Annotated in this window: 19 protein-coding genes; 10 read left to right on the top strand and 9 right to left on the bottom strand. The window is 73.3% G+C overall.

The features are described 5' to 3' along the window. The first annotated feature begins 227 nt into the window (after positions 1 to 227). Complete coding sequence (locus ACQP17_RS23870) at positions 228 to 518, top strand: hypothetical protein (RefSeq protein WP_364875181.1); 291 nt, start codon at positions 228 to 230, stop codon at positions 516 to 518. 23 nt (positions 519 to 541) lie between these two features. Here the strand turns inward: ACQP17_RS23870 and ACQP17_RS23865 are convergent, their stop codons facing one another. Beyond that, the gene (locus ACQP17_RS23865) at positions 542 to 1,279 is read right to left on the bottom strand and encodes a ferritin-like fold-containing protein (protein WP_329146686.1); all 738 of its coding nucleotides are present in this window, start codon (positions 1,277 to 1,279) and stop codon (positions 542 to 544) included. A 326-nt stretch (positions 1,280 to 1,605) separates the two neighbouring features. On the opposite strand from ACQP17_RS23865, the gene ACQP17_RS23860 reads away from it, so the two are divergent. From ACQP17_RS23860 to ACQP17_RS23850, 3 genes are all read left to right on the top strand, one after another. Next, a complete protein-coding gene (locus ACQP17_RS23860; protein WP_433859993.1) occupies positions 1,606 to 3,843 on the top strand; it encodes a DEAD/DEAH box helicase in 2,238 nt (745 codons plus the stop codon). 116 nt (positions 3,844 to 3,959) lie between these two features. Further along, entirely contained in the window at positions 3,960 to 4,826 is an 867-nt protein-coding gene (locus ACQP17_RS23855; protein ID WP_433858109.1) for an alpha/beta fold hydrolase, read from the top strand. 124 nt (positions 4,827 to 4,950) lie between these two features. After that, on the top strand, positions 4,951 to 5,430 hold the full coding sequence (locus ACQP17_RS23850; protein ID WP_364875177.1) for an SRPBCC family protein: 480 nt from the start codon (positions 4,951 to 4,953) through the stop codon (positions 5,428 to 5,430). 56 nt (positions 5,431 to 5,486) lie between these two features. On the opposite strand, the gene ACQP17_RS23845 is transcribed toward ACQP17_RS23850, so the two are convergent. Further along, positions 5,487 to 6,413 carry an NYN domain-containing protein gene (locus ACQP17_RS23845; protein ID WP_433858108.1) on the bottom strand — a complete coding sequence of 309 codons (927 nt, stop codon included), beginning with the start codon at positions 6,411 to 6,413 and terminating at the stop codon, positions 5,487 to 5,489. Between the two features lie 206 nt (positions 6,414 to 6,619). On the opposite strand from ACQP17_RS23845, the gene ACQP17_RS23840 reads away from it, so the two are divergent. After that, complete coding sequence (locus ACQP17_RS23840; RefSeq protein WP_329146695.1) at positions 6,620 to 6,772, top strand: hypothetical protein; 153 nt, start codon at positions 6,620 to 6,622, stop codon at positions 6,770 to 6,772. Positions 6,773 to 6,916: 144 nt separating this feature from the next. On the opposite strand, the gene ACQP17_RS23835 is transcribed toward ACQP17_RS23840, so the two are convergent. The 4 genes from ACQP17_RS23835 to ACQP17_RS23820 form a co-directional block, all read right to left on the bottom strand. Beyond that, entirely contained in the window at positions 6,917 to 7,522 is a 606-nt protein-coding gene (locus tag ACQP17_RS23835) for a MarC family protein (RefSeq protein WP_364875251.1), read from the bottom strand. Positions 7,523 to 7,708: 186 nt separating this feature from the next. Beyond that, entirely contained in the window at positions 7,709 to 8,563 is an 855-nt protein-coding gene (locus ACQP17_RS23830) for a PHP domain-containing protein (protein ID WP_433859992.1), read from the bottom strand. Between the two features lie 148 nt (positions 8,564 to 8,711). After that, positions 8,712 to 9,350 carry a DUF6758 family protein gene (locus tag ACQP17_RS23825; protein ID WP_364875173.1) on the bottom strand — a complete coding sequence of 213 codons (639 nt, stop codon included), beginning with the start codon at positions 9,348 to 9,350 and terminating at the stop codon, positions 8,712 to 8,714. Positions 9,351 to 9,933: 583 nt separating this feature from the next. Further along, positions 9,934 to 10,518: a suppressor of fused domain protein gene (locus ACQP17_RS23820; protein WP_189104592.1), complete on the bottom strand. Its 585-nt coding sequence runs from the start codon at positions 10,516 to 10,518 to the stop codon at positions 9,934 to 9,936. Between the two features lie 502 nt (positions 10,519 to 11,020). Here ACQP17_RS23820 and ACQP17_RS23815 point away from each other — a divergent pair. Continuing rightward, positions 11,021 to 12,148, top strand: coding sequence for a magnesium and cobalt transport protein CorA (locus ACQP17_RS23815; RefSeq protein WP_433858107.1), 1,128 nt, complete (start codon positions 11,021 to 11,023; stop codon positions 12,146 to 12,148). Between the two features lie 81 nt (positions 12,149 to 12,229). Beyond that, on the top strand, positions 12,230 to 12,769 hold the full coding sequence (locus ACQP17_RS23810; RefSeq protein ID WP_433858106.1) for a hypothetical protein: 540 nt from the start codon (positions 12,230 to 12,232) through the stop codon (positions 12,767 to 12,769). A 19-nt stretch (positions 12,770 to 12,788) separates the two neighbouring features. Here the strand turns inward: ACQP17_RS23810 and ACQP17_RS23805 are convergent, their stop codons facing one another. Beyond that, positions 12,789 to 13,556 (bottom strand): hypothetical protein, encoded by a 768-nt coding sequence (locus tag ACQP17_RS23805; RefSeq protein ID WP_433858105.1) that lies wholly within the window; start codon positions 13,554 to 13,556, stop codon positions 12,789 to 12,791. A 197-nt stretch (positions 13,557 to 13,753) separates the two neighbouring features. On the opposite strand from ACQP17_RS23805, the gene ACQP17_RS23800 reads away from it, so the two are divergent. Genes ACQP17_RS23800 through ACQP17_RS23790 form a run of 3 tightly spaced genes read left to right on the top strand, consistent with a single transcriptional unit; the run spans position 13,754 to position 16,904 of the window. Further along, positions 13,754 to 15,103: a magnesium transporter MgtE N-terminal domain-containing protein gene (locus tag ACQP17_RS23800; protein WP_433858104.1), complete on the top strand. Its 1,350-nt coding sequence runs from the start codon at positions 13,754 to 13,756 to the stop codon at positions 15,101 to 15,103. Continuing rightward, complete coding sequence (locus tag ACQP17_RS23795; RefSeq protein WP_433858103.1) at positions 15,093 to 15,674, top strand: DUF1003 domain-containing protein; 582 nt, start codon at positions 15,093 to 15,095, stop codon at positions 15,672 to 15,674. The genes ACQP17_RS23800 and ACQP17_RS23795 overlap by 11 nt, the downstream gene beginning before the upstream one ends. Positions 15,675 to 15,716: 42 nt before the next feature. Further along, on the top strand, positions 15,717 to 16,904 hold the full coding sequence (locus ACQP17_RS23790; RefSeq protein WP_433858102.1) for an Mrp/NBP35 family ATP-binding protein: 1,188 nt from the start codon (positions 15,717 to 15,719) through the stop codon (positions 16,902 to 16,904). Positions 16,905 to 17,015: 111 nt separating this feature from the next. On the opposite strand, the gene ACQP17_RS23785 is transcribed toward ACQP17_RS23790, so the two are convergent. Next, positions 17,016 to 17,660, bottom strand: coding sequence for a hypothetical protein (locus tag ACQP17_RS23785; protein WP_433858101.1), 645 nt, complete (start codon positions 17,658 to 17,660; stop codon positions 17,016 to 17,018). A gap of 120 nt (positions 17,661 to 17,780) precedes the next feature. Further along, the gene (locus tag ACQP17_RS23780; protein WP_433858100.1) at positions 17,781 to 18,266 is read right to left on the bottom strand and encodes a sec-independent translocase; all 486 of its coding nucleotides are present in this window, start codon (positions 18,264 to 18,266) and stop codon (positions 17,781 to 17,783) included. Between the last annotated feature and the right edge of the window lie 8 nt (positions 18,267 to 18,274).

Genomic DNA, 18,274 nt, shown 5'->3' with positions numbered 1-18,274 from the left:
CAGCAGGGGCGGCGGCCCGGGGATTGACTCCGGGCCGCCGCCCCTTTTTCCGGTCCGCTCCGGGGCCCGCCGCGCCGACTTTGCGCAGATCAGGCCGTTCGAGTCGGTACCGCTGAGCTGATCGGGCAGGGGACCGGCGCGGAGAGGGTTGCTGCCGGCGCCCCTTGGGTACGACCGCAACGACCGATTTGTTCAACGGTCGGTCTCGTCTCGCGGGAGGGAACAGCATGATCTTCGAAGCGCTCGGCGCCGTGCTCATCGGCTTCGCCATCGCCCTGTCCGCGACGCACTGGCTGTCGGACCGCTTCCCCGCGCGCACCCTCACGCTCGCCACGGGCCCGGTCGCGGCGCTGCTCGGTGCGGTGCTGACCCGCTCGATCCTCGGCCCCGGCCATCCCGTTCAGGTGATGATCGCCGCGTGCGCCGTCGGCGCGGCCCTGCTGTCGGTCCTGGCCCGCCCGCCGCACCGCCGTCTCCGGCGGCCCGCCGCCCCCCTGAAGGGGCACCGGACGGCCTGAGCCGCCCGGCGCCGCCCCCGGCGTCAGGCCGCGAGGCCCAGGGCCGCCATCCGCTTGGTGTGCGCCTCGGTGATCCGCGAGAACATCCGGCCGACCTCGGCCAGGTCGAAGCCGTCGGCCACGCCGCCCACCAGCATCGTGGAGAGCGCGTCACGGTCCGCGACGACCCGCTGCGCCTGCGAGAGCGCCTCGCCCATCAGCCGGCGGGCCCACAGCGCCAGCCGTCCGCCGACCCGCGGCTCGGCCTCGATGGCGGCGCGCACCTTCTCCACGGCGAACGACGCGTGTCCGGTGTCGTCCAGCACGGCCAGCACCAGGTCGCGGGTGTCGGAGTCCAGCCGGGCCGCGACCTCGCGGTAGAAGTCACTGGCGATCGAGTCGCCGACATAGGCCTTGACCAGGCCCTCCAGCCAGTCGGAGGGGGCGGTCTGGCGGTGGAACTCGTCGAGGGCGGCGGCGAACGGCTCCATCGCCTCGTTCGGCTCCGCCTCGATCTGCGCGAGCCGCTCGCGCAGCCGCTCGAAGTGGTGGAACTCCGCCGAGGCCATCTTGGCGAGTTCGGCCTTGTCGTCCATCGTCGGCGCGAGCTTCGCGTCCTCCGCCAGACGCTCGAAGGCGGACAGCTCGCCGTAGGCGAGCGCGCCGAGCAGATCGATCACGGCGGCCCGGTACTGCGGGTCGACGGAGGCCTTCGCCCAGTCCTGGGCGGCGATCCCGGTGTGTTCTTGCGCGTCAGCCGCGGCGTTGTCAGGCGTTCCCATGACCGGCACAATAGCCCGCTCGGCGGCCGGGGGAAGGGGCCGGTCGGCCACGGCCGTTCCCCCGTACGAACGACGGCCGCCACCGGTTCCCCGGCCCCGCCGGGCCGTGATGTTTTCCTCACTCATACAAGCCTTCGGATGGACGCGCCATATCCGGGGTACAGTGGTATGCAGACCTGCCGAGTATCGGTGGGTCGTTCCACGAAGCGGATGCCCGGTCGGTGGCCCGATCGGCTCCAACCCGACCGCCCTCTGCTGTGACGCGTACGAATGGTGCGCAGCGCAGGAGGGACACCGCTCGCGGCAGGAGTGCCTGAGCGTTGGCAGTGGTCCCGCCCCACCGGCCGATTCAAGGCCGGCCCCGTACGAACCCGTACGACGGTGCGGTACGACCCCCTTCGCCGCCTCACGCCGCGTCTCACAGAAGAGGCAAGATTCTGTCTACGTTCCGAGACCTCGGGATTTTCCCCGAGACGGCCGAGGCCCTTGAAGCCGTCGGCATCATCTCCCCCTTTCCCATCCAGGAGCTGACGCTCCCCGTCGCCCTCTCCGGCAACGACGTCATCGGCCAGGCCAAGACCGGCACGGGCAAGACGCTGGGCTTCGGCCTGCCGCTGCTGGAGCGCGTCACGGTCCCCGTGGACGTCGAGGTCGGCCGGGCGCAGCCCGATCAGCTGACCGAGGCGCCGCAGGCCCTGGTGGTCGTGCCCACCCGCGAGCTGTGCCAGCAGGTCACCAACGATCTGCTGACCGCCGGCAAGGTGCGCAACGTCCGGGTGCTGGCCATCTACGGCGGCCGGGCCTACGAGCCGCAGGTCGAGGCGCTGAAGAAGGGCGTCGACGTCGTCGTCGGCACGCCCGGCCGGCTGCTCGACCTCGCGGGCCAGCGCAAGCTTGACCTCTCCCAGGTCAAGAGCCTGGTCCTGGACGAGGCCGACGAGATGCTCGACCTGGGCTTCCTGCCCGACGTCGAGAAGATCATCCAGCTGCTGCCGGCCAAGCGCCAGACCATGCTGTTCTCCGCGACCATGCCCGGCCAGGTCATCTCCCTGGCCCGCCGCTACATGTCGCAGCCCACGCACATCCGCGCCACCGCGCCGGACGACGAGGGCCAGACCGTCGCCAACACCGCCCAGCACGTCTTCCGGGCCCACTCCATGGACAAGCCGGAGATGGTCGCCCGCATCCTCCAGGCCGAGGGCCGGGGCCTGGCGATGGTGTTCTGCCGTACCAAGCGGACCGCCGCCGACATCGCCGACCAGCTCGCGCGCCGCGGCTTCGCCTCCGGCGCGGTCCACGGCGACCTCGGCCAGGGCGCCCGTGAGCAGGCGCTGCGCGCCTTCCGCAACGGCAAGGTCGACGTCCTGGTCTGCACCGACGTCGCCGCCCGCGGCATCGACGTCGAGGGTGTGACGCATGTCATCAACTACCAGTCCCCCGAGGACGAGAAGACCTACCTGCACCGCATCGGCCGTACGGGCCGCGCGGGCGCCAAGGGCACCGCGGTCACCCTCGTCGACTGGGACGACATCCCGCGCTGGAAGCTGATCAACAAGGCGCTGGACCTGGCGTTCGACGAGCCGGAGGAGACCTACTCCACCTCGGCACACCTCTACGAGCAGCTGAGCATCCCCGCGGGTACCAAGGGCGTGCTGCCGCGCGCCGAGCGGACCCGTGCGGGGCTGGCCGCCGAAGAGGTCGAGGACCTGGGCGAGACCGGCGGCCGCGGCCGCGGGCCCCGCCGGGGCAGCGTCGCCGAGGAGGAGCGCCCCGCGCGCACCCGCACCCCGCGGCAGCGCCGCCGCACCCGTGGCGGCACGGCGCAGGCCGACTCCCCCGCCGCCGGGACGCAGCCGGCCGGCGCGGACGACGTGAGCACGGAGGCCGCCGAGCCGCGGCAGCCGCGCCGGCGCCGCCGCACCCGTGGCGGTCAGTCCGCCGCAGTGCCCGCTCCGGCCGCCGCGGAGGCGGTGGCCGAGGCCGCCGCGCCCGCACCGGCCGCCGAGGCGCCCGCCAAGCCGCGCCGCCGCCGTACCCGCGCCGCCCGCCCGGAGGCCGGCGAGGCCGCCGCGACCGCGGTCGACACCGCCGAGGCCGTCGCGGTCGCCACCGCCGTGAGCGAGCCGGCCGAGGCGCCGGCAGCGCCGCGCCGCCGCACCCGGAGCGCCACCAAGGCCGCCGCCGCGACCGCGCCCGCAGCGGTGACGGAGCCCGTGACCGGGGCCGCCGCCGAGGCGGAGGCCGCTCCGGCCAAGCCGAAGCGCACCCGCAAGACGGCCGCCGCCAAGGCCGCCGAGGCCGCGGTGGACACCGCCGAGGCCGTCGTCGAGGCACCCGCCAAGCCCAAGCGGACGCGCAAGACCGCCGCCGCCAAGGCCGCCGAGGCCGCGGTGGACACCGCCGAGGCCGTCGTCGAGGCACCCGCCAAGCCCAAGCGCACCCGTAAGGCCGCCGCCAAGCCGGCCGCGGAGGCGCCCGAGGCCGCGGAGGCCGCCGAGGCCAAGCCGGTGCGCCGCCGCACCCGGGCCAAGGCCGCCGTCGCCGAGGCGCCGGCCGAGAGCTGACGCCCGGCCGGCCGACCGCCGGCACGCACGCCGAACGACCCGGTCCCGCCTTCCGCGGGGCCGGGTCGTTCGGCGTCCTGGCCCGGTTCCCCGTCCCACCCGGATAATCTCGGCTCATGAGCAGGCCGCCCTTCCTCACGCTGCCCCCGTGCGCCCGCGCGTACCGACTCGACACCGCGCGCGGCCCGTTCGCCGTGCACGACGCCCGGCCCGACGCCGCGCCGATCGGGACGGCCCTGCTGGTGCCCGGGTTCACCGGCAGCAAGGAGGACTTCCTCGCGCTGCTGGCGCCGCTGGCCGCGGCCGGGTTCCGGGCGGTGGCGGTGGACGGCCGCGGCCAGCACGAGTCCCCCGGCCCGCGCGAGGAACAGGCTTACGCACAAGGGGAGTTGGCGCTCGATGTGCTGGCCCAGACGCGGGCCCTGCGGGAGCCGGACAGCGGGCCGGTGCATCTGCTGGGGCACTCCCTGGGCGGGCTGGTGACCCGGGCCGCGGTGCTGCGGGACGCGGCCCCGTTCCGGTCGCTCACCGTCCTCAGCTCCGGGCCCGCCGCCATCGCGGAGTCGCAGCAGGCCCGGGTGCGGATGCTGATCGACGCGCTCGGCAGGCTGGACATGGAGAGCGTGTGGCGGGCGATGCGCGCGCTGGACCCCCCGGAGGCGGCGGACGCGGCGACGCCCCCGGAGCTCGGCGCGTTCCTGCACCGCCGCTGGCTGAACACCGTCCCCGAGCAGCTGATCGCGACCGGCCGTCAGATGCTGGCGGAGCCCGACCGGGTGGCGGAGCTGGCGGGTACGGGGCTGGCCACCCATGTCGTCTCCGGCACCGTCGACTACGCCTGGCCGGTGCCGTCGATGGACGAGATGGCCGAGCGGCTGCACGCCCGGCGCACCGTCATCGAGGGCGCCGAGCACTCCCCCAACGCCGAGCGGCCGGAGAAGACGGCCGAGGCGCTCGCCGGGTTCTGGAGCGGGGTGGGCTGAGCGCGGGCCGCGGGGCCGGGCGGGTCGCGTCACCAGGACAGCTCCGGGCGGTTCGGCGAGCATCGAAGGAGACGGAAGGGCACCGGCGCCCGGCCGCCACCGGCTGCACAGGAAGGGCCCGACCATGACCGAGAACCCGGCGACTCCCCCGGCCGACGACGGCGGCCCGCACGGCATCGCCCTCAACCGGACCTTCGACGCCCGCCGCGAGCTGGTCTTCGAGGCCTGGACGAGGCCCGAGCACTTCGCGTACTGGTTCGGCGGGGAGCTGGAGGTCCCCGCCGACCGGGTGACGATGGACGCCCGGCCGGGTGGCGTCTGGAGCCTGGTGATGCGCACCCCGGACGGCGGTGAGCTGCCGTTCTCCGGTGTCTACCGCGAGGTCGCCGCCCCGGAGCGGCTGGAGTTCACGGTCCGGGACTCGGCCGCGCCGGACGGTGCCGAGGGCGAGATCGTCCGGGTCACCCTGACCGATCTCCAGGGGCGTACCGAAATGGCGTTCCGGCAGCTCGGCGGGCATCTCACGGCCGAGCAGTACCGGCAGGCGGAGGCGGGCTGGGCGGGCTTCTTCGACCGCCTGCGGGAGCTTCTCGCCCGGGCCTGACCCGGCGGCGGGCCGGCCGGAACGGGCGTCGGGTCAGGCCCGGACGGCCCGCGCGGTCAGCACTGCGCCTGGACGTGCTCCCAGAAGCCGTCGCGCAGCACCCGCCGCAGATCGGCGTGGCCGCGCAGGGAGTGCCGCAGCAGGGCCTCCGCGGTGGTCAGCAGCTCCTGGTCGACCGCGCCGGGGAGATAGGGGTGTCCGGGCAGCAGCTCGGCGAGCCAGCCCCGGCCGCGCTCGGCCAGCCACTGCGCGGCGATCTGCGCGCCGACGAAGCGGACGTCCTCGCGCTGCGGCGCGGGCCCCTCGCCCACCGCCGTCTCGCCGTACTCGGCTCCGACCCGGCGACTGACGTACGGCTTGCAGAACTCCAGGTCGAAGGTGCGGGCGCTGTCGACCTCCCACAGCAGCGGTTCGGCCTGATTGCGGCCGCCGGAGGCCTCGATGCCCCACAGGTGCACCCGCGCGCCGTAGCCCTGCGCCGCCTCCACCGCGGAGACCAGGTCCTCGTCGCCGCCGATGAGCACGGCGTCGGTGATCGCGCGGTGCCGGGCCAGCGACTCCAGGTCCGAGCGGATCAGGGAGTCGACGCCCTTCTGCTGATTGTTGGCGTTGAGGTTGCCGAGCCGGACCTTGACGTCGGGCAGCTCGGCGATCCGCTGCTGCTCCTGGGTGTGGATGCGACGGCGGGCACCGTCGTACCAGTAGACGCGCAGCAGCCGACTGTCCGGGAAGATCATCCGGGCCCGGTCGATGAACGCCTCGATCATGCCCTCGGCGTCCAGCTCGAAGGCCTTGCGGTCCTCCGTGCCGGCGACCAGCCGTCCCGCCGCGGCATAGACGTAGCCGGCGTCCACGAAGGCCGCGTGGGTGGAGGGGGTGGTGGCGACCTCGGCGAGCACCCGGGTGAGCAGCTCGTTGGTGCGCTCGATCCCGGCGGCGAGCGTGGAGAGGTCGAGGGGGCCCGTGGGCCGGACGTCGTTCATACGGGACCCATTGTCCGGGCGGTCACTCTGCGGGCACAACCGCGTCCCCCGGTGGCCGTATTTAGACGGTCGAAATTTTTCCTTAGCGTAGGGAATGATTGCACTGGGCAGGTCGTTATACGTATCGGGAGCGCACGGCAGCGACGCCGCGCGGCTCCCGTACTCAGGAGTTCTCCACAGGAGGATCAGACGAAGGGAGAAGCACTGTGCGCTTCGAGATCATGCGCCTGGACGATGCCAACGGCTCCGCCGTGGACAGCACCGTCGTGGACGCCGCCTCCGTCAACCGGATAGTGCAGCAGGCCGCCGCCACCGGCCAGCGCATCTACATCCGCCCGGCCGACACCGCCGCCCGCTGATACCTGCCCCGCCGCCCGACGCGGCGGATCCGCCGGCCGTGCCCGATCGGCCGCGCGCGGACAGCCCAGCGCCCCCGTACGCAACGGTGTGTACGGGGGCGTCGTGCTGTCCGGCCCGTGCGGCGGAGCCCGCACGGCGGGGCGTCAGGCCGACTGGATCACCTGGAGCACGCCGTTGATGATCTGCTGCACGGCGAGCGCGGAGAGCATCATGCCCGCCAGCCTCGTCACCAGGACCACACCGCCGTCCTTGATCACCCGGATGATCACCAGTGAGAACCGCATCACCAGGTAGAGCACCACGTGGATGGCCGCGATCGCCGTCCACACGGAGAGCTGGGCGGCGGCGCCGTGCGCGTGCTGCACGGCCAGGATCACCGACACGATCGCACCGGGCCCGGCCAGCAGCGGCATGCCCAGCGGGACCAGCGCGACATTGACGTCCTTGGTCTGGGTCGGCTCCTCCGACTTCCCGGTCAGCAGATCCAGCGCGACCAGCAGGAGCAGCAGCCCGCCCGCGATCATCAGCGCGGGCGTCGAGATGTGCAGCCGGCCCAGGATCTGGCGGCCGAAGAGACCGAAGACGGCGATGACGCAGAAGGCGACGGCGGCCGCCTGCCAGGCCATCCGGCGCTGCACCTTGGCCGGGCGGCCGGAGGTCAGGGCCAGGAAGATCGGCGTGATCCCGGGCGGGTCCATGATCACGAAGAGGGTGACGAACAGGGTACTGAAGACGGCGACGTCGAACACGGTGAAGGCCTTGCGAGAGGTGGTACGGGACGAGCGCTCACGGGCAGGGCGCGGCGCGCGCATCCGTGAGAAGCACTGAAACGGAAGAAGTGGAGGGGGAAGGAGAGGGAGGCGGGGCGCACGGCGCGCTGCCGGGCCGGTGAGGACGGGCGCGCGGGGCGCGCCGCCGAGTGGTCCGCGGTGGGCTCAGCCGCCGGTGCCGGGGACGGGGAACGCTCCGGTGGCACGGCGCACGATCTCGCCGTAGATCTCCGGGTCGGTGGTGTACTCGCCGAGGCGGCAGGTCTTACGGCTGCCGTGGTAGTCGCTGGAGCCGGTGGCCAGCAGGCCGAGGTCGGCGGCCATGGCGTGCAGCCGGGCGCGGGTGGGCGCGTCGTGGTCCATGTGGTCGGCCTCGATGCCGTCGAGTCCGGACGCGGCGAGTTCGGCCAGCACGCTCTCCGGGACGCAGCTGCCGCGCTTGACGGCCAGCGGGTGCGCGAAGACGGTGACCCCGCCGGCGGCCTTGACCAGCCGGATCGCCTCGAACGGGTCGAGTTCGTGCTTGTCCACGTAGGCCCGGCCGTCGTTGGCGAGCCATTCGGAGGTGAAGGCGTCGGAGACGGTGGGGACCACGCCCAGGTCGACGAGGGCGGTGGCGAGGTGCGGTCGGCCCACGGCGCCGTCGCCGGCGATCCGGGCGACCTGCTCCCAGGTGACCGGCACCCCGAGGTCGCGCAGCTTGGCGACCATGCCCTGGGCCCGCGGCACCCGGTCGTCGCGCACCAGCTCCCGCTCGCGGGCGAGTTCCGGCTCCTGGGGGTCGAAGAGGTAGGCGAGGAGGTGCAGGCTCACGCCGTCGATCCGGCAGGAGAGTTCGGCGCCGGTGACCAGCGTCAGCCCCTCGGGCAGCGCGGCACGTGCCTCGGCATGCCCGCCGACGGTGTCGTGGTCGGTCAGCGCGACGACGTCCAGCCCCGCGGCGGCGGCATTGCGCACCAGCTCGGCGGGGGTGTCCGTGCCGTCGGACGCCGTGGAGTGGGTGTGCAGATCGATGCGCACGACGCGGACTCCAGACTGCTGCGGGACGGGCACGGGACGGGGCCCGGGGGACATCGGGCACGGGTACACCGTAGGGGACCCCTGAAGGATACCGGGCGGCCGGACGGCGCCCGGACGGTGCGCCGGCGCCGTGCGCGGTGGCCTTCGATCAGCCCAGGATCCGCGGGGAGAGCGCCCCGCACGGCAGCAGATCCACCTCGGCGCCGGCCTCGCGCAGATCCGTCAGCACCAGTTCGTCGTACATCAGCAGCCCCGACTGCTCGGGCCAGGCGATCGCCCAGAGCCACAGTCCGCGCGCCTCGCCCGCGAAGACCGCGCGGTCCGGCGGCGCGTGGTCGACGTGCCACAGCGGGGTCGGCCGGCCGGCGGCGAGCACCTTGCCGTGCGGGGCGGTGTCCACACACATCTGGGGGCCCGGGTCGGGGCCGTCGATCCCGGCGTAGCGCGCGCCGAGTCCGACGCCCAGTTCCTCGGCGATCAGGAGCAGTTCACCGGGGCCGCCGAGCGGGCCGGGGCCCGAGCAGGCCACCGCCGTGGCGCGGCCGCCGCTGCGCTCGTCGCCGGCGCAGGCCACGCCGGTGAACAGCCAGCCGACCGGCAGCGGCCAGGGCATCCAGACGGGCACCTGCGCGCGGTGCACGACGACGCCGAGCGCCTCGACGCTCGGCGGGACGACCGGCTGGAGCGGATGCACGGCCCCGTGCTTCTCGCACTGCCAGGTGTCGGAGAAGAGACCGGGCGTCCTCACCCGGCCTCCGCACTTCGGGCAACTGGGTTCGCCCCTCATAGGGATCCACGGTCCTCCAGCCCCGCCGCCGCGTCAAGGACGATCACCCCACCGGTGTGCCCGAATCACCTGCCGCGCCGTGCATTTGACCGTTCGCTCCGGCGCACCCCGGCCCACCCGAGGAGTAGCTGACCCTTACACCCTTTAGTGCGCCTAACTTATTGCGCATAAACGTCACCGCTCTCGGGCGGGCAGCCGCACGCGGCCCCGGCCCCGGAGCACGCGACCGGCAACGCCCCGGCACCCGGCGACCGGCGACGGGACCGCGTCATGTGCGGCACGAAGAGCGGCGGCCATCGCGGTCCGGACGGGCCGTCCGGGCGGGGCGGCGCCTCGCTCCTGCGCCGGCCGAAGGCCGTCTGGGCCACGGCGGGCGCCTCGGTCGTGGCCTTCACCGACGATCGCCGACCGCCACCGGGGCGCGGAAGCCGGCACCGCAGCACGCCACGGAGGACGGCGTCACGGCGCTCGCCGGCTGCACCGGGCCGGACCCCGCGCACCGCGTCCGGTAAGGAAACTGACGCTCCATCCGCCCTCGCCGGGGACGGACGGGCGCACCGGCGCACGGTCACCGGCACACGGGTCAGTCGAGGGCCACGCCCGCCCGCTGCGGGTCCCGCAGGTCCGTGCCGTGCTCCAGCCAGCGCTTCTCCAGGGCCTCCGCGCCGTGGACCCGCTTCCAGGCGGCCTCGTTGGGCGTCATCGGCAGCAGCGGCAGGAAGCGGACCGGCTCCCTCGGCTCGTCGAGCGCGAGGTCCTCGACGAGCCCGCCGGACGAGGCGACCAGGACGGAGGTGAAGGCCGCCCCCGGCCACAGCGGCTCGCCCACGTCGAGCGAGGCACCGGGCGCCACGACGACCCCTTCCACCTGGGGGGACGCGGCGAGCACGGCGAGCGGCCGGAGCACCTTGTCGGTCTCCGCGCGGCCGGCGCGCACGGACAGCAGGAGTTCGGCGCGCGGTCCGCGCAGCGGGTCGGCCAGGACGGCCGTCGGATCGGCCATCGGCTGTGCGGACATCCCCAGCGTGGCGTAACGCACGACCCCGCTGTCCGCGAAGCGGAGGACCTCGATACGGTCGGTCCCGAGAAACGTGACGGCGGCGCGTGCGTCCGGCTCGCCCAGAGTCGTGCGCAAACGGGCTTCGACCAGCTCAAGAACGTCAGACATGCCGTGAGCATAGGCCGCTCGCCCGGACTGTCGGCGCCCGTCCACGAGGTGCTCCGCGGCGCTCCCGTTCTTCGTATGGAACAGGCAAAGCGGCGCGGCAGCGCAGCAGGCGGCTGATAGCCTTGCCGTCTGGTCAGGGAATGACGTCGTCCCCCAACGGGGACCGGCCGGAGGAGGTGGGGCTGCGGTGGATCCGAGTCGACCGTGCAGTACCGATAGTTCTCCTGTCATCCCCCTCGCGCAGCGAATCTCCTGATCCGAGAGCTTCCGTACCCCGCCGTCCAGCGGCGAAACCAGGGAAGCACCTTTGCGCCGGAAGTAGATGACGGAAGAGCGCCTTCGACTCTTTGTTCCGTGTTTTCTGCGAACTGCCGTCAGTACCCCCGCACGGAGCGCCGCCCGCTTTGCGGACGTACGGCCGATGACGCCTCGTACGTCCACGTTCCGGGCAGCGTTGCGCCCCGCGCCCGCAGCTGACGGCCGGCCCGTGAAGGAGCCTGCCATGTCGATGATCCGTGACCTGCGTGCCGCCGTCCGTCCCGCCCGGCGCCGCGACGACTCCCCGTACCCCTACGACGGGTCCGCGAAGGGCTGTGCCAACAGCGCCATCGTGGACTGCGGCGTGTACCGCGAGGGCCGCCGGGTCAGTGACCACGTCTCCCCCGCCGAGGCGATGGCCTCGGTGCGGTCCGAGGGCGGCTTCGCCTGGATCGGGCTGCACGAGCCCACCGAAGGCGAATTCGCCGGTATCGCCCAGGAGTTCGGGCTGCACCCGCTCGCCGTCGAGGACGCCGTGCACGCCCACCAGCGGCCCAAGCTGGAGCGGTACGACGAGACCCTGTTCACGGTCTTCAAGACGGTCCACTACGTCGAGCACACCGAGCTGACCGCCACCAGCGAGGTCGTGGAGACCGGCGAGGTGATGTGCTTCACCGGGCGGGACTTCATCGTGACCGTGCGGCACGGCGGCCAGGGCTCGCTGCGCGCGCTGCGCCACCGGCTCCAGGACGACCCGGAGCTGCTGGCCAAGGGCCCGTCCGCGGTGCTGCACGCCATCGCCGACCAGGTCGTGGACGGCTACATGGCGGTGGCCGGCGCGGTGCAGGACGACATCGACGAGGTGGAGATCGACGTCTTCAGCTCGGGCACCAACGGCAAGGGCGCCGGCGTCAAGGGCTCCCCCAAGGGCGGCGACGCCGGGCGGATCTACCAACTCAAGCGCGAGGTACTGGAGTTCAAGCGCGCGGTGTCGCCGCTGCTGCGGCCGATGCAGCTGCTGAGCGAGCGTCCGATGCGGCTGGTGGACACCGACATCCAGAAGTACTTCCGGGACGTCGCCGACCACCTGGCACGGGTCAACGAGCAGGTGCTGTCCTTCGACGACCTGCTCAACTCCATCCTCCAGGCCAACCTCGCGCAGGCGGCCGTCGCGCAGAACGAGGACATGCGCAAGATCACCGCATGGGCGGCGATCTTCGCCGTCCCGACGATGATCGCCGGGGTCTACGGCATGAACTTCGACTACATGCCCGAGCTGCACTGGAAGTTCGGCTACCCGGCCGTGCTGCTGGCGACGGTGGCGATCTGTTTCGGCATCCGCCGCGGGTTCAAGCGCAACGGCTGGCTGTGACCCGTAGGGCGGCCGCGCACCGGCATCTCGCCGTCCGGGCGGCTCCGCCCGGCGCGGGGCGGGGCCATTAGGCTGGCCCGTATGACGGAGACCGTGTCGCAGGCCCTGCAGGATCGGGCGCTCATCGAAGAGGCCACGAAGAAGTCCGGCCTCATCTGGGTGCGGGGGAGCGCGGGCCCGTCCCGGGCGCTGTGGCACCTGTGGCTCGACGGCGCCGCCTGTCTCGTCGGGGACGGCCCCGGCGAACAGCCGCTGGCCGACCTCGGGCTCACCGACGGCGGCCCGGCGACGGTGACCGTCCGCAGCAAGGAGAAGGGCGGCCGGCTGATCGCCTGGCAGGCCCGGGTCGTCGAGACGGTGCCGCAGAGCGAGGCCTGGCAGGCCGCGGTCGACGAGCTCAAGGGCAAGCGGCTCAACGCGCCGGACGCGGACACCCTCACCGAGCGCTGGGCGCGGGAGTGCCGGGTGCTGCGCCTGGAGCCGACCGGTCAGGCCGGGCAGCGCCCCGGCGCGATGCCCGAGGAGTCGCACGCGGCGCCGCCGCTGGCCACGTCCGCGATCACCCGGCGGCCCGTCCCGGCCGCGCTGCCGAAGCTGCTGCGCCGGGGGCGGAAGGGCTGAGGCACCCCTCGCCGTCCGGTCAGATCTTGCTGCCGTAGTCCACGACCTGCCCCTTGGCCGGTGCCCGTAGATCCACGCGCTTGCCCCAGTCGTCGAGCCGGAGCACGCCCGCACCGCCGGCGCGCTGCAGCCGCAGCGGGTAGGGCGTGCCCTCCAGCGAGACGTCCAGGGTGCCGCCGGCGCCGGAGCCGGCGGTCAGCCGCACGGTGCGCACCCCGCCGATGTCGCTGCGGTCACCGGCCGTCAGGCTGCCGTGCAGCGCGAGCAGGCCGGCGAGCAGGGTGTCCTTGTCGGTGAAACCGCTGAAACGCTTGTAGACCGGGTCCGCGGCGGGCACCTTGACGTATTTGCCGTCGAGCTTGGTCGCCGCCCCGCCCGAGGAGCCCGAGGCGCCGCCCTTCTCGCCGGCCCAGAAGGCCGCGTCCGCCTTCAGGTAGAGCGCGTCGCCGACCCGCAGCAGCTGGAAGGCGGCCGCCTTCGTGGTCAGCTCGCCCTTGGCGCCGTCCTTCGCCAGGCTCATGTCGAGCTTGTAGGTGCGGCCCTGGCTGACGACGTTGCCGGACAGGTGCACCGTCCCGGCGCGCTGGGCCGCGGCCCGCGCCTTGGACTGGATCTTCGCGGCGGGCAGCTTCCCCACCCCGTTGGTGCCCGCGTCCGGGTCCTCGCCGCCGCAGCCCGCCAGCGCCGCGGCCAGTGCCGCGCAGAGGGCCGCGACCAGCGCCGACCGGCCCGTACGACGGGATCCGCAGGAGGATCGGGGGCCGGCGCCCGGGGGGATTGCGCTCACGTGGGCTGTGCCTCCTGATGCGGGTGACCTCGACAGCAGTACGGCAGCGTACCTGGCATGCGCCGGCGCGTCGGCGGGGTGCGTGGCGGTCACCCTACGGCCTCTTCCACCGGGGCGGCCGCGACCCGGGCGCGTTAGCCTGAACCCGCATTCATGCCGTGTTTCCGGACCGAACGGGAGAAAGGGCGGCGCTGCGCATGGCAGTGGTGACTCCCCGGGTCTTCGTCTCCCATCTCGCCGGCACCCCCGTCTTCGACCCCAACGGCGACCAGGTCGGGCGGCTGCGGGATCTCGTCGCGCTGCTCCGGGTCGGCGAGCGCCCGCCGCGGCTGCTCGGGGTGGTCGTCGAGGTGATCAGCCGGCGCCGGATCTTCGTTCCCATGACCCGGGTGAGCGGGGTGGACACCGGCCAGCTCGTCATCACCGGCGTGGTCAACATGCGGCGCTTCGAGCAGCGGACGTCCGAGACGCTGGTGCTGGGCGAACTGCTGGACCGGCGGGTGCAGCTGGTGGAGACCGGCGAGGAGGTCACCGTCCTGGACATCGGCATCACCCAGCTGCCCGCCCGCCGCGACTGGGAGGTCGAGAAGGTCTTCGTGCGCAAGGGCAGGGGCGCGGGGCTGCGCCAGAAGATCCTGGGGCGCGGAGCGGCGCCCGGGAAGGGCGGCGGACGGGGCGAGGCGCTGACCGTGGAGTGGTCGGCGGTGACCGGCTTCTCGCTGGAGGAGCACGGGCAGGGGGCGGAGAGCCTGCTGGCCACGTTCGAGCAGCTGCGCCCGGCCGATCTGGCGGGCGTGCTGCACCACCTCTCCCCCAAGCGGCGGGCCGAGGTCGCCGCGGCGCTCGACGACGACCGGCTCGCCGACGTCCTGGAGGAGCTGCCGGAGGACGACCAGGTCGAGATCCTCGGCAAGCTGAAGGACGAGCGGGCCGCCGACGTCCTGGAGGCGATGGACCCCGACGACGCCGCCGACCTGCTCTCCGAGCTGCCGGAGGAGGAGAAGGAGCGGCTGCTGGCGCTGATGCGGCCGGAGGAGGCCGCGGACGTGCGGCGGCTGATGGCGTACGAGGAGCGGACCGCGGGCGGCCTGATGACCACCGAGCCGATCGTGCTGCGCCCGGACGCGACCGTCGCCGACGCGCTGGCCCGGGTGCGTGACCCGGACCTGTCCCCCGCGCTGGCCGCCCAGGTCTACGTCTGCCGGCCGCCGGACGAGACCCCAACCGGCAAGTACCTGGGTCTGGTGCACTTCCAACGGCTGCTGCGCGACCCGCCGTTCACCCTCGTCAGCTCGATCGCCGACACCGATCTGCCGGCGCTGCCGCCGGACACCCCGCTGCCGGAGGTGACCAGCTATCTGGCCGCGTACAACATGGTCGCCGCGCCCGTCGTCGACGAGAGCGGGGCGCTGCTGGGCGCGGTCACCGTCGACGACGTGCTGGACCATCTGCTGCCGGACGACTGGCGCGAGGACGGGCTGCACGGCTCCGCGGCGGCCGGCCTGAGCGGCGGCGTGCGGCCGGGGAGGGGCGCGGATGGGCGCTGAGGAGCGGGACGCGGGCAGGGAACGGTCGCGGGCGAACGGCGCCTCGGCGCTGCGCCGGGGCGCCCCGGACCGGCCGCGGGTGCGGCTCGACCAGCCGCGCGCGCCGCGCCGCACGTTCCTGCCGGAGTACGACCCGGAGGCGTTCGGGCGGCTCTCGGAGAAGATCGCCCGCTTCCTGGGGACCGGCCGCTTCATCGTCTGGATGACGGTCACGATCATCCTGTGGGTCCTCTGGAACACCACCGTGCCCAGCGCGCTGCGGTTCGACCGCTACCCGTTCATCTTCCTGACGCTGGCGCTGTCGCTGCAGGCGTCGTACGCGGCGCCGCTGATCCTGCTGGCCCAGAACCGCCAGGACGACCGCGACCGGGTCACCCACGAGCAGGACCGCAAGCAGAACGAGCGCTCCATCGCCGACACCGAGTACCTGACCCGGGAGATCGCGGCGCTGCGGCTGGGCCTGGGCGAGGTCGCCACCCGCGACTGGATCCGCTCCGAGCTGGAGGACCTGCAGCGGGATCTGGAGCTGCGGCAGCCGGCCGACGCGCAGAGTGACGAACGCGACCGCTGACGGGCTTTCCGGAGGCACCCTCACGCGCCGTACCATCGGGTCATGGCTACCGACACCCCACCGGACTCCGCCCGGGTGGTACCCCCCGCAGACGCCGCGCCGAGCGAGGACGCGATCCGCGACGCGCTCGCGACGGTGAACGACCCCGAGATCCACCGCCCCATCACCGAATTGGGGATGGTCAAATCGGTGGACATCGCGGCGGACGGCGCGGTGGCGGTCGTGGTCTACCTCACCGTCTCCGGCTGCCCGATGCGCGAGACGATCACCAGCAATGTGCGGGAGGCCGTCGAGCGGGTCGAGGGCGTCACCTCCGTCGCCGTCGAGCTGGACGTGATGAGCGACGAGCAGCGCAAGGAGCTGGCGGCGTCGCTGCGCGGCGGCACCGCCGAGCGCGAGGTGCCGTTCGCCCAGCCCGGTTCGCTGACCCGGGTCTACGCGGTCGCCTCCGGCAAGGGCGGCGTCGGCAAGTCGTCGGTGACGGTCAACCTCGCCGCGGCGATGGCGGCCGACGGGCTGAAGGTCGGTGTCGTGGACGCCGACATCTACGGCCACTCGGTGCCCCGGATGCTGGGCGCCGACGGCAAGCCCACCCAGGTCGAGAACATGATCATGCCGCCGTCGGCGCACGGCGTGAAGGTCATCTCCATCGGCATGTTCACCCCGGGCAACGCCCCCGTCGTCTGGCGCGGCCCGATGCTGCACCGCGCCCTCCAGCAGTTCCTCGCCGACGTCTACTGGGGCGACCTGGACGTCCTCCTGCTGGACCTGCCCCCGGGCACCGGCGACATCGCCATCTCGGTGGCGCAGCTGGTGCCGAACGCCGAGATCCTGGTGGTCACCACCCCGCAGCAGGCCGCCGCCGAGGTCGCCGAGCGGGCCGGCTCGATCGCCGTGCAGACCCACCAGAAGATCGTCGGCGTGGTGGAGAACATGTCCGGGCTGCCCTGCCCGCACTGTGACGAGATGGTCGACGTCTTCGGCACCGGCGGCGGCGAGCGGGTCGCCGAGGGGCTGACGAGGACGACCGGCGCGCAGGTGCCGGTGCTCGGCGCCATCCCGATCGACGTCCGGCTGCGCGAGGGCGGCGACGAGGGCAAGCCGGTCGTGCTGAGCGATCCCGACTCCCCCGCGGGCGCGGCGATCCGCGCGATCGCCGGGAAGCTGGGTGACCGGCAGCGGGGCCTGTCCGGCATGTCGCTGGGGATCACCCCGCGCAACAAGTTCTGACGCGCCGCGAGCCGCCGCGGGACGGGTGACCGGGCCCGGCGGCGGCTCCCGGGGACGGCGAAGGGGCGGGCCCGTACGGGCCCGCCCCTTCGTGTCCGTGCGGCCTGCCGCTCAGCCCTCGTACGTGGTGAGGTCCTTGATCACCGAGAAGCCCAGCCCGTAGGCGCTCATCCCGCGCCCGTAGGCGCCGATGTGGACCCCCTCGGGACCCTCGCTCGCCGAACCCGCCAGCACCCAGCCGTACTCGGACTCGCGGTAGGCGAACGAGGTGGGCACGCCGTCCACCGGCAGCATCAGCTCGCTCCAGCTCCCGCCGCCGAGATCGTCGGCCAGCTCCCAGGCGAGCATCGTCTGCTGGTCGAGCCAGTCCTGGCGCAGCGTCCGGTCCATCTGGGTCGGCCAGGTCTGGGCCAGCAGACCCGACCCGGCGAGCCAGGCGGCCGTGGAGACCGAGGTGGCCTCCAGGACGCCGGTGCCGTCACCGCTGCGCCGTACCGGGCGGCTGGCGACCGTCACCACCACCGCGAACCGCTCGTCCTGCGGCGGCTCCGCCTTGATCGTGGGCTCCTCGCCGTGCCCCGTGGCACCGTGCTCGACGGTGCCGTCGGCGGCCGCCCCGACCCTCATCAGCCACCGCGGACCGGTGAACGCCTCGTCGAGGCCGTACCACGGGAATGCGGCCAGCAGATATCCGTCGACCTTCCGGCCGGCTTCGGCGGCCGCCTCGTCTGTCGCTGACGGACTCGTCGTCTCCATCTGCGCGGAGCCTCCTTGTTGCCCTGCGTCGTGGGCGGCCCGCCCCCCTCATCAGGCGACCGAACCCCGGACACCCGGAGCATAGCCATAGGCGTCAACACAGCCGGTCATATCATGTGGTCAGGTGGCGTCCGCGTCGAACGGCGGACGCTCGCCGCTCTCCGTGCCCAGAGGCTTCTTTCCCAGGTCAGGGCCGCCGGCGGAGGCTGCCGGGGACCCCTTGGACAGGCTGGGACCTGCGCCGTTCGAGGGCGTGGCGGACGACGCGCCGTCATGGCCGTTGACGGCGTCGGTGACCTCGGCCATCTCCTTCTTCAGGTCGAAACCGTTACGGATCTCCTGAAGGTCCTTGAGGCCGTACTCGTCCTTCTCCAGGACGTGCTTGCGCACGAAGTTCTTGGGCTTGAGGTCTTCGAACTCGAAGTCCTTGAAGTCCGGGCCGAGCTCGCTGCGGATGTCCTCCTTGGCGCTGTCGGAGAACGCCCGCACCTTGCGGATGAAGGTCATGACGTCCTGGATGACCTTGGGGAGCTTGTCCGGGCCGAAGATGAGCACGGCAAGGATCACGAGCGCGACCAGCTCGAGGGGTCCTATGTCGAAGAACACCGTGCAGC

This window comes from Streptomyces kronopolitis (assembly GCF_050953795.1).
GTDB classification, from domain to species: Bacteria; Actinomycetota; Actinomycetes; order Streptomycetales; family Streptomycetaceae; genus Streptomyces; species Streptomyces kronopolitis_A.
This window is presented reverse-complemented; position numbering and strand designations above follow the sequence as displayed.

Excerpts from the sequence above, each read along its gene's own strand:
- ACQP17_RS23845 (WP_433858108.1), bottom strand. The coding sequence starts at position 6,413 with ATGAACGACGTCCGGCCCACGGGCCCCCTCGACCTCTCCACGCTCGCC.
- ACQP17_RS23855 (WP_433858109.1), top strand. The coding sequence starts at position 3,960 with ATGAGCAGGCCGCCCTTCCTCACGCTGCCCCCGTGCGCCCGCGCGTAC.
- ACQP17_RS23815 (WP_433858107.1), top strand. The coding sequence starts at position 11,021 with ATGTCGATGATCCGTGACCTGCGTGCCGCCGTCCGTCCCGCCCGGCGC.
- ACQP17_RS23820 (WP_189104592.1), bottom strand. The coding sequence starts at position 10,518 with ATGTCTGACGTTCTTGAGCTGGTCGAAGCCCGTTTGCGCACGACTCTG.
- ACQP17_RS23810 (WP_433858106.1), top strand. The coding sequence starts at position 12,230 with ATGACGGAGACCGTGTCGCAGGCCCTGCAGGATCGGGCGCTCATCGAA.
- ACQP17_RS23790 (WP_433858102.1), top strand. The coding sequence starts at position 15,717 with ATGGCTACCGACACCCCACCGGACTCCGCCCGGGTGGTACCCCCCGCA.
- ACQP17_RS23870 (WP_364875181.1), top strand. The coding sequence starts at position 228 with ATGATCTTCGAAGCGCTCGGCGCCGTGCTCATCGGCTTCGCCATCGCC.
- ACQP17_RS23785 (WP_433858101.1), bottom strand. The coding sequence starts at position 17,660 with ATGGAGACGACGAGTCCGTCAGCGACAGACGAGGCGGCCGCCGAAGCC.
- ACQP17_RS23850 (WP_364875177.1), top strand. The coding sequence starts at position 4,951 with ATGACCGAGAACCCGGCGACTCCCCCGGCCGACGACGGCGGCCCGCAC.
- ACQP17_RS23795 (WP_433858103.1), top strand. The coding sequence starts at position 15,093 with ATGGGCGCTGAGGAGCGGGACGCGGGCAGGGAACGGTCGCGGGCGAAC.
- ACQP17_RS23800 (WP_433858104.1), top strand. The coding sequence starts at position 13,754 with ATGGCAGTGGTGACTCCCCGGGTCTTCGTCTCCCATCTCGCCGGCACC.
- ACQP17_RS23825 (WP_364875173.1), bottom strand. The coding sequence starts at position 9,350 with ATGAGGGGCGAACCCAGTTGCCCGAAGTGCGGAGGCCGGGTGAGGACG.
- ACQP17_RS23865 (WP_329146686.1), bottom strand. The coding sequence starts at position 1,279 with ATGGGAACGCCTGACAACGCCGCGGCTGACGCGCAAGAACACACCGGG.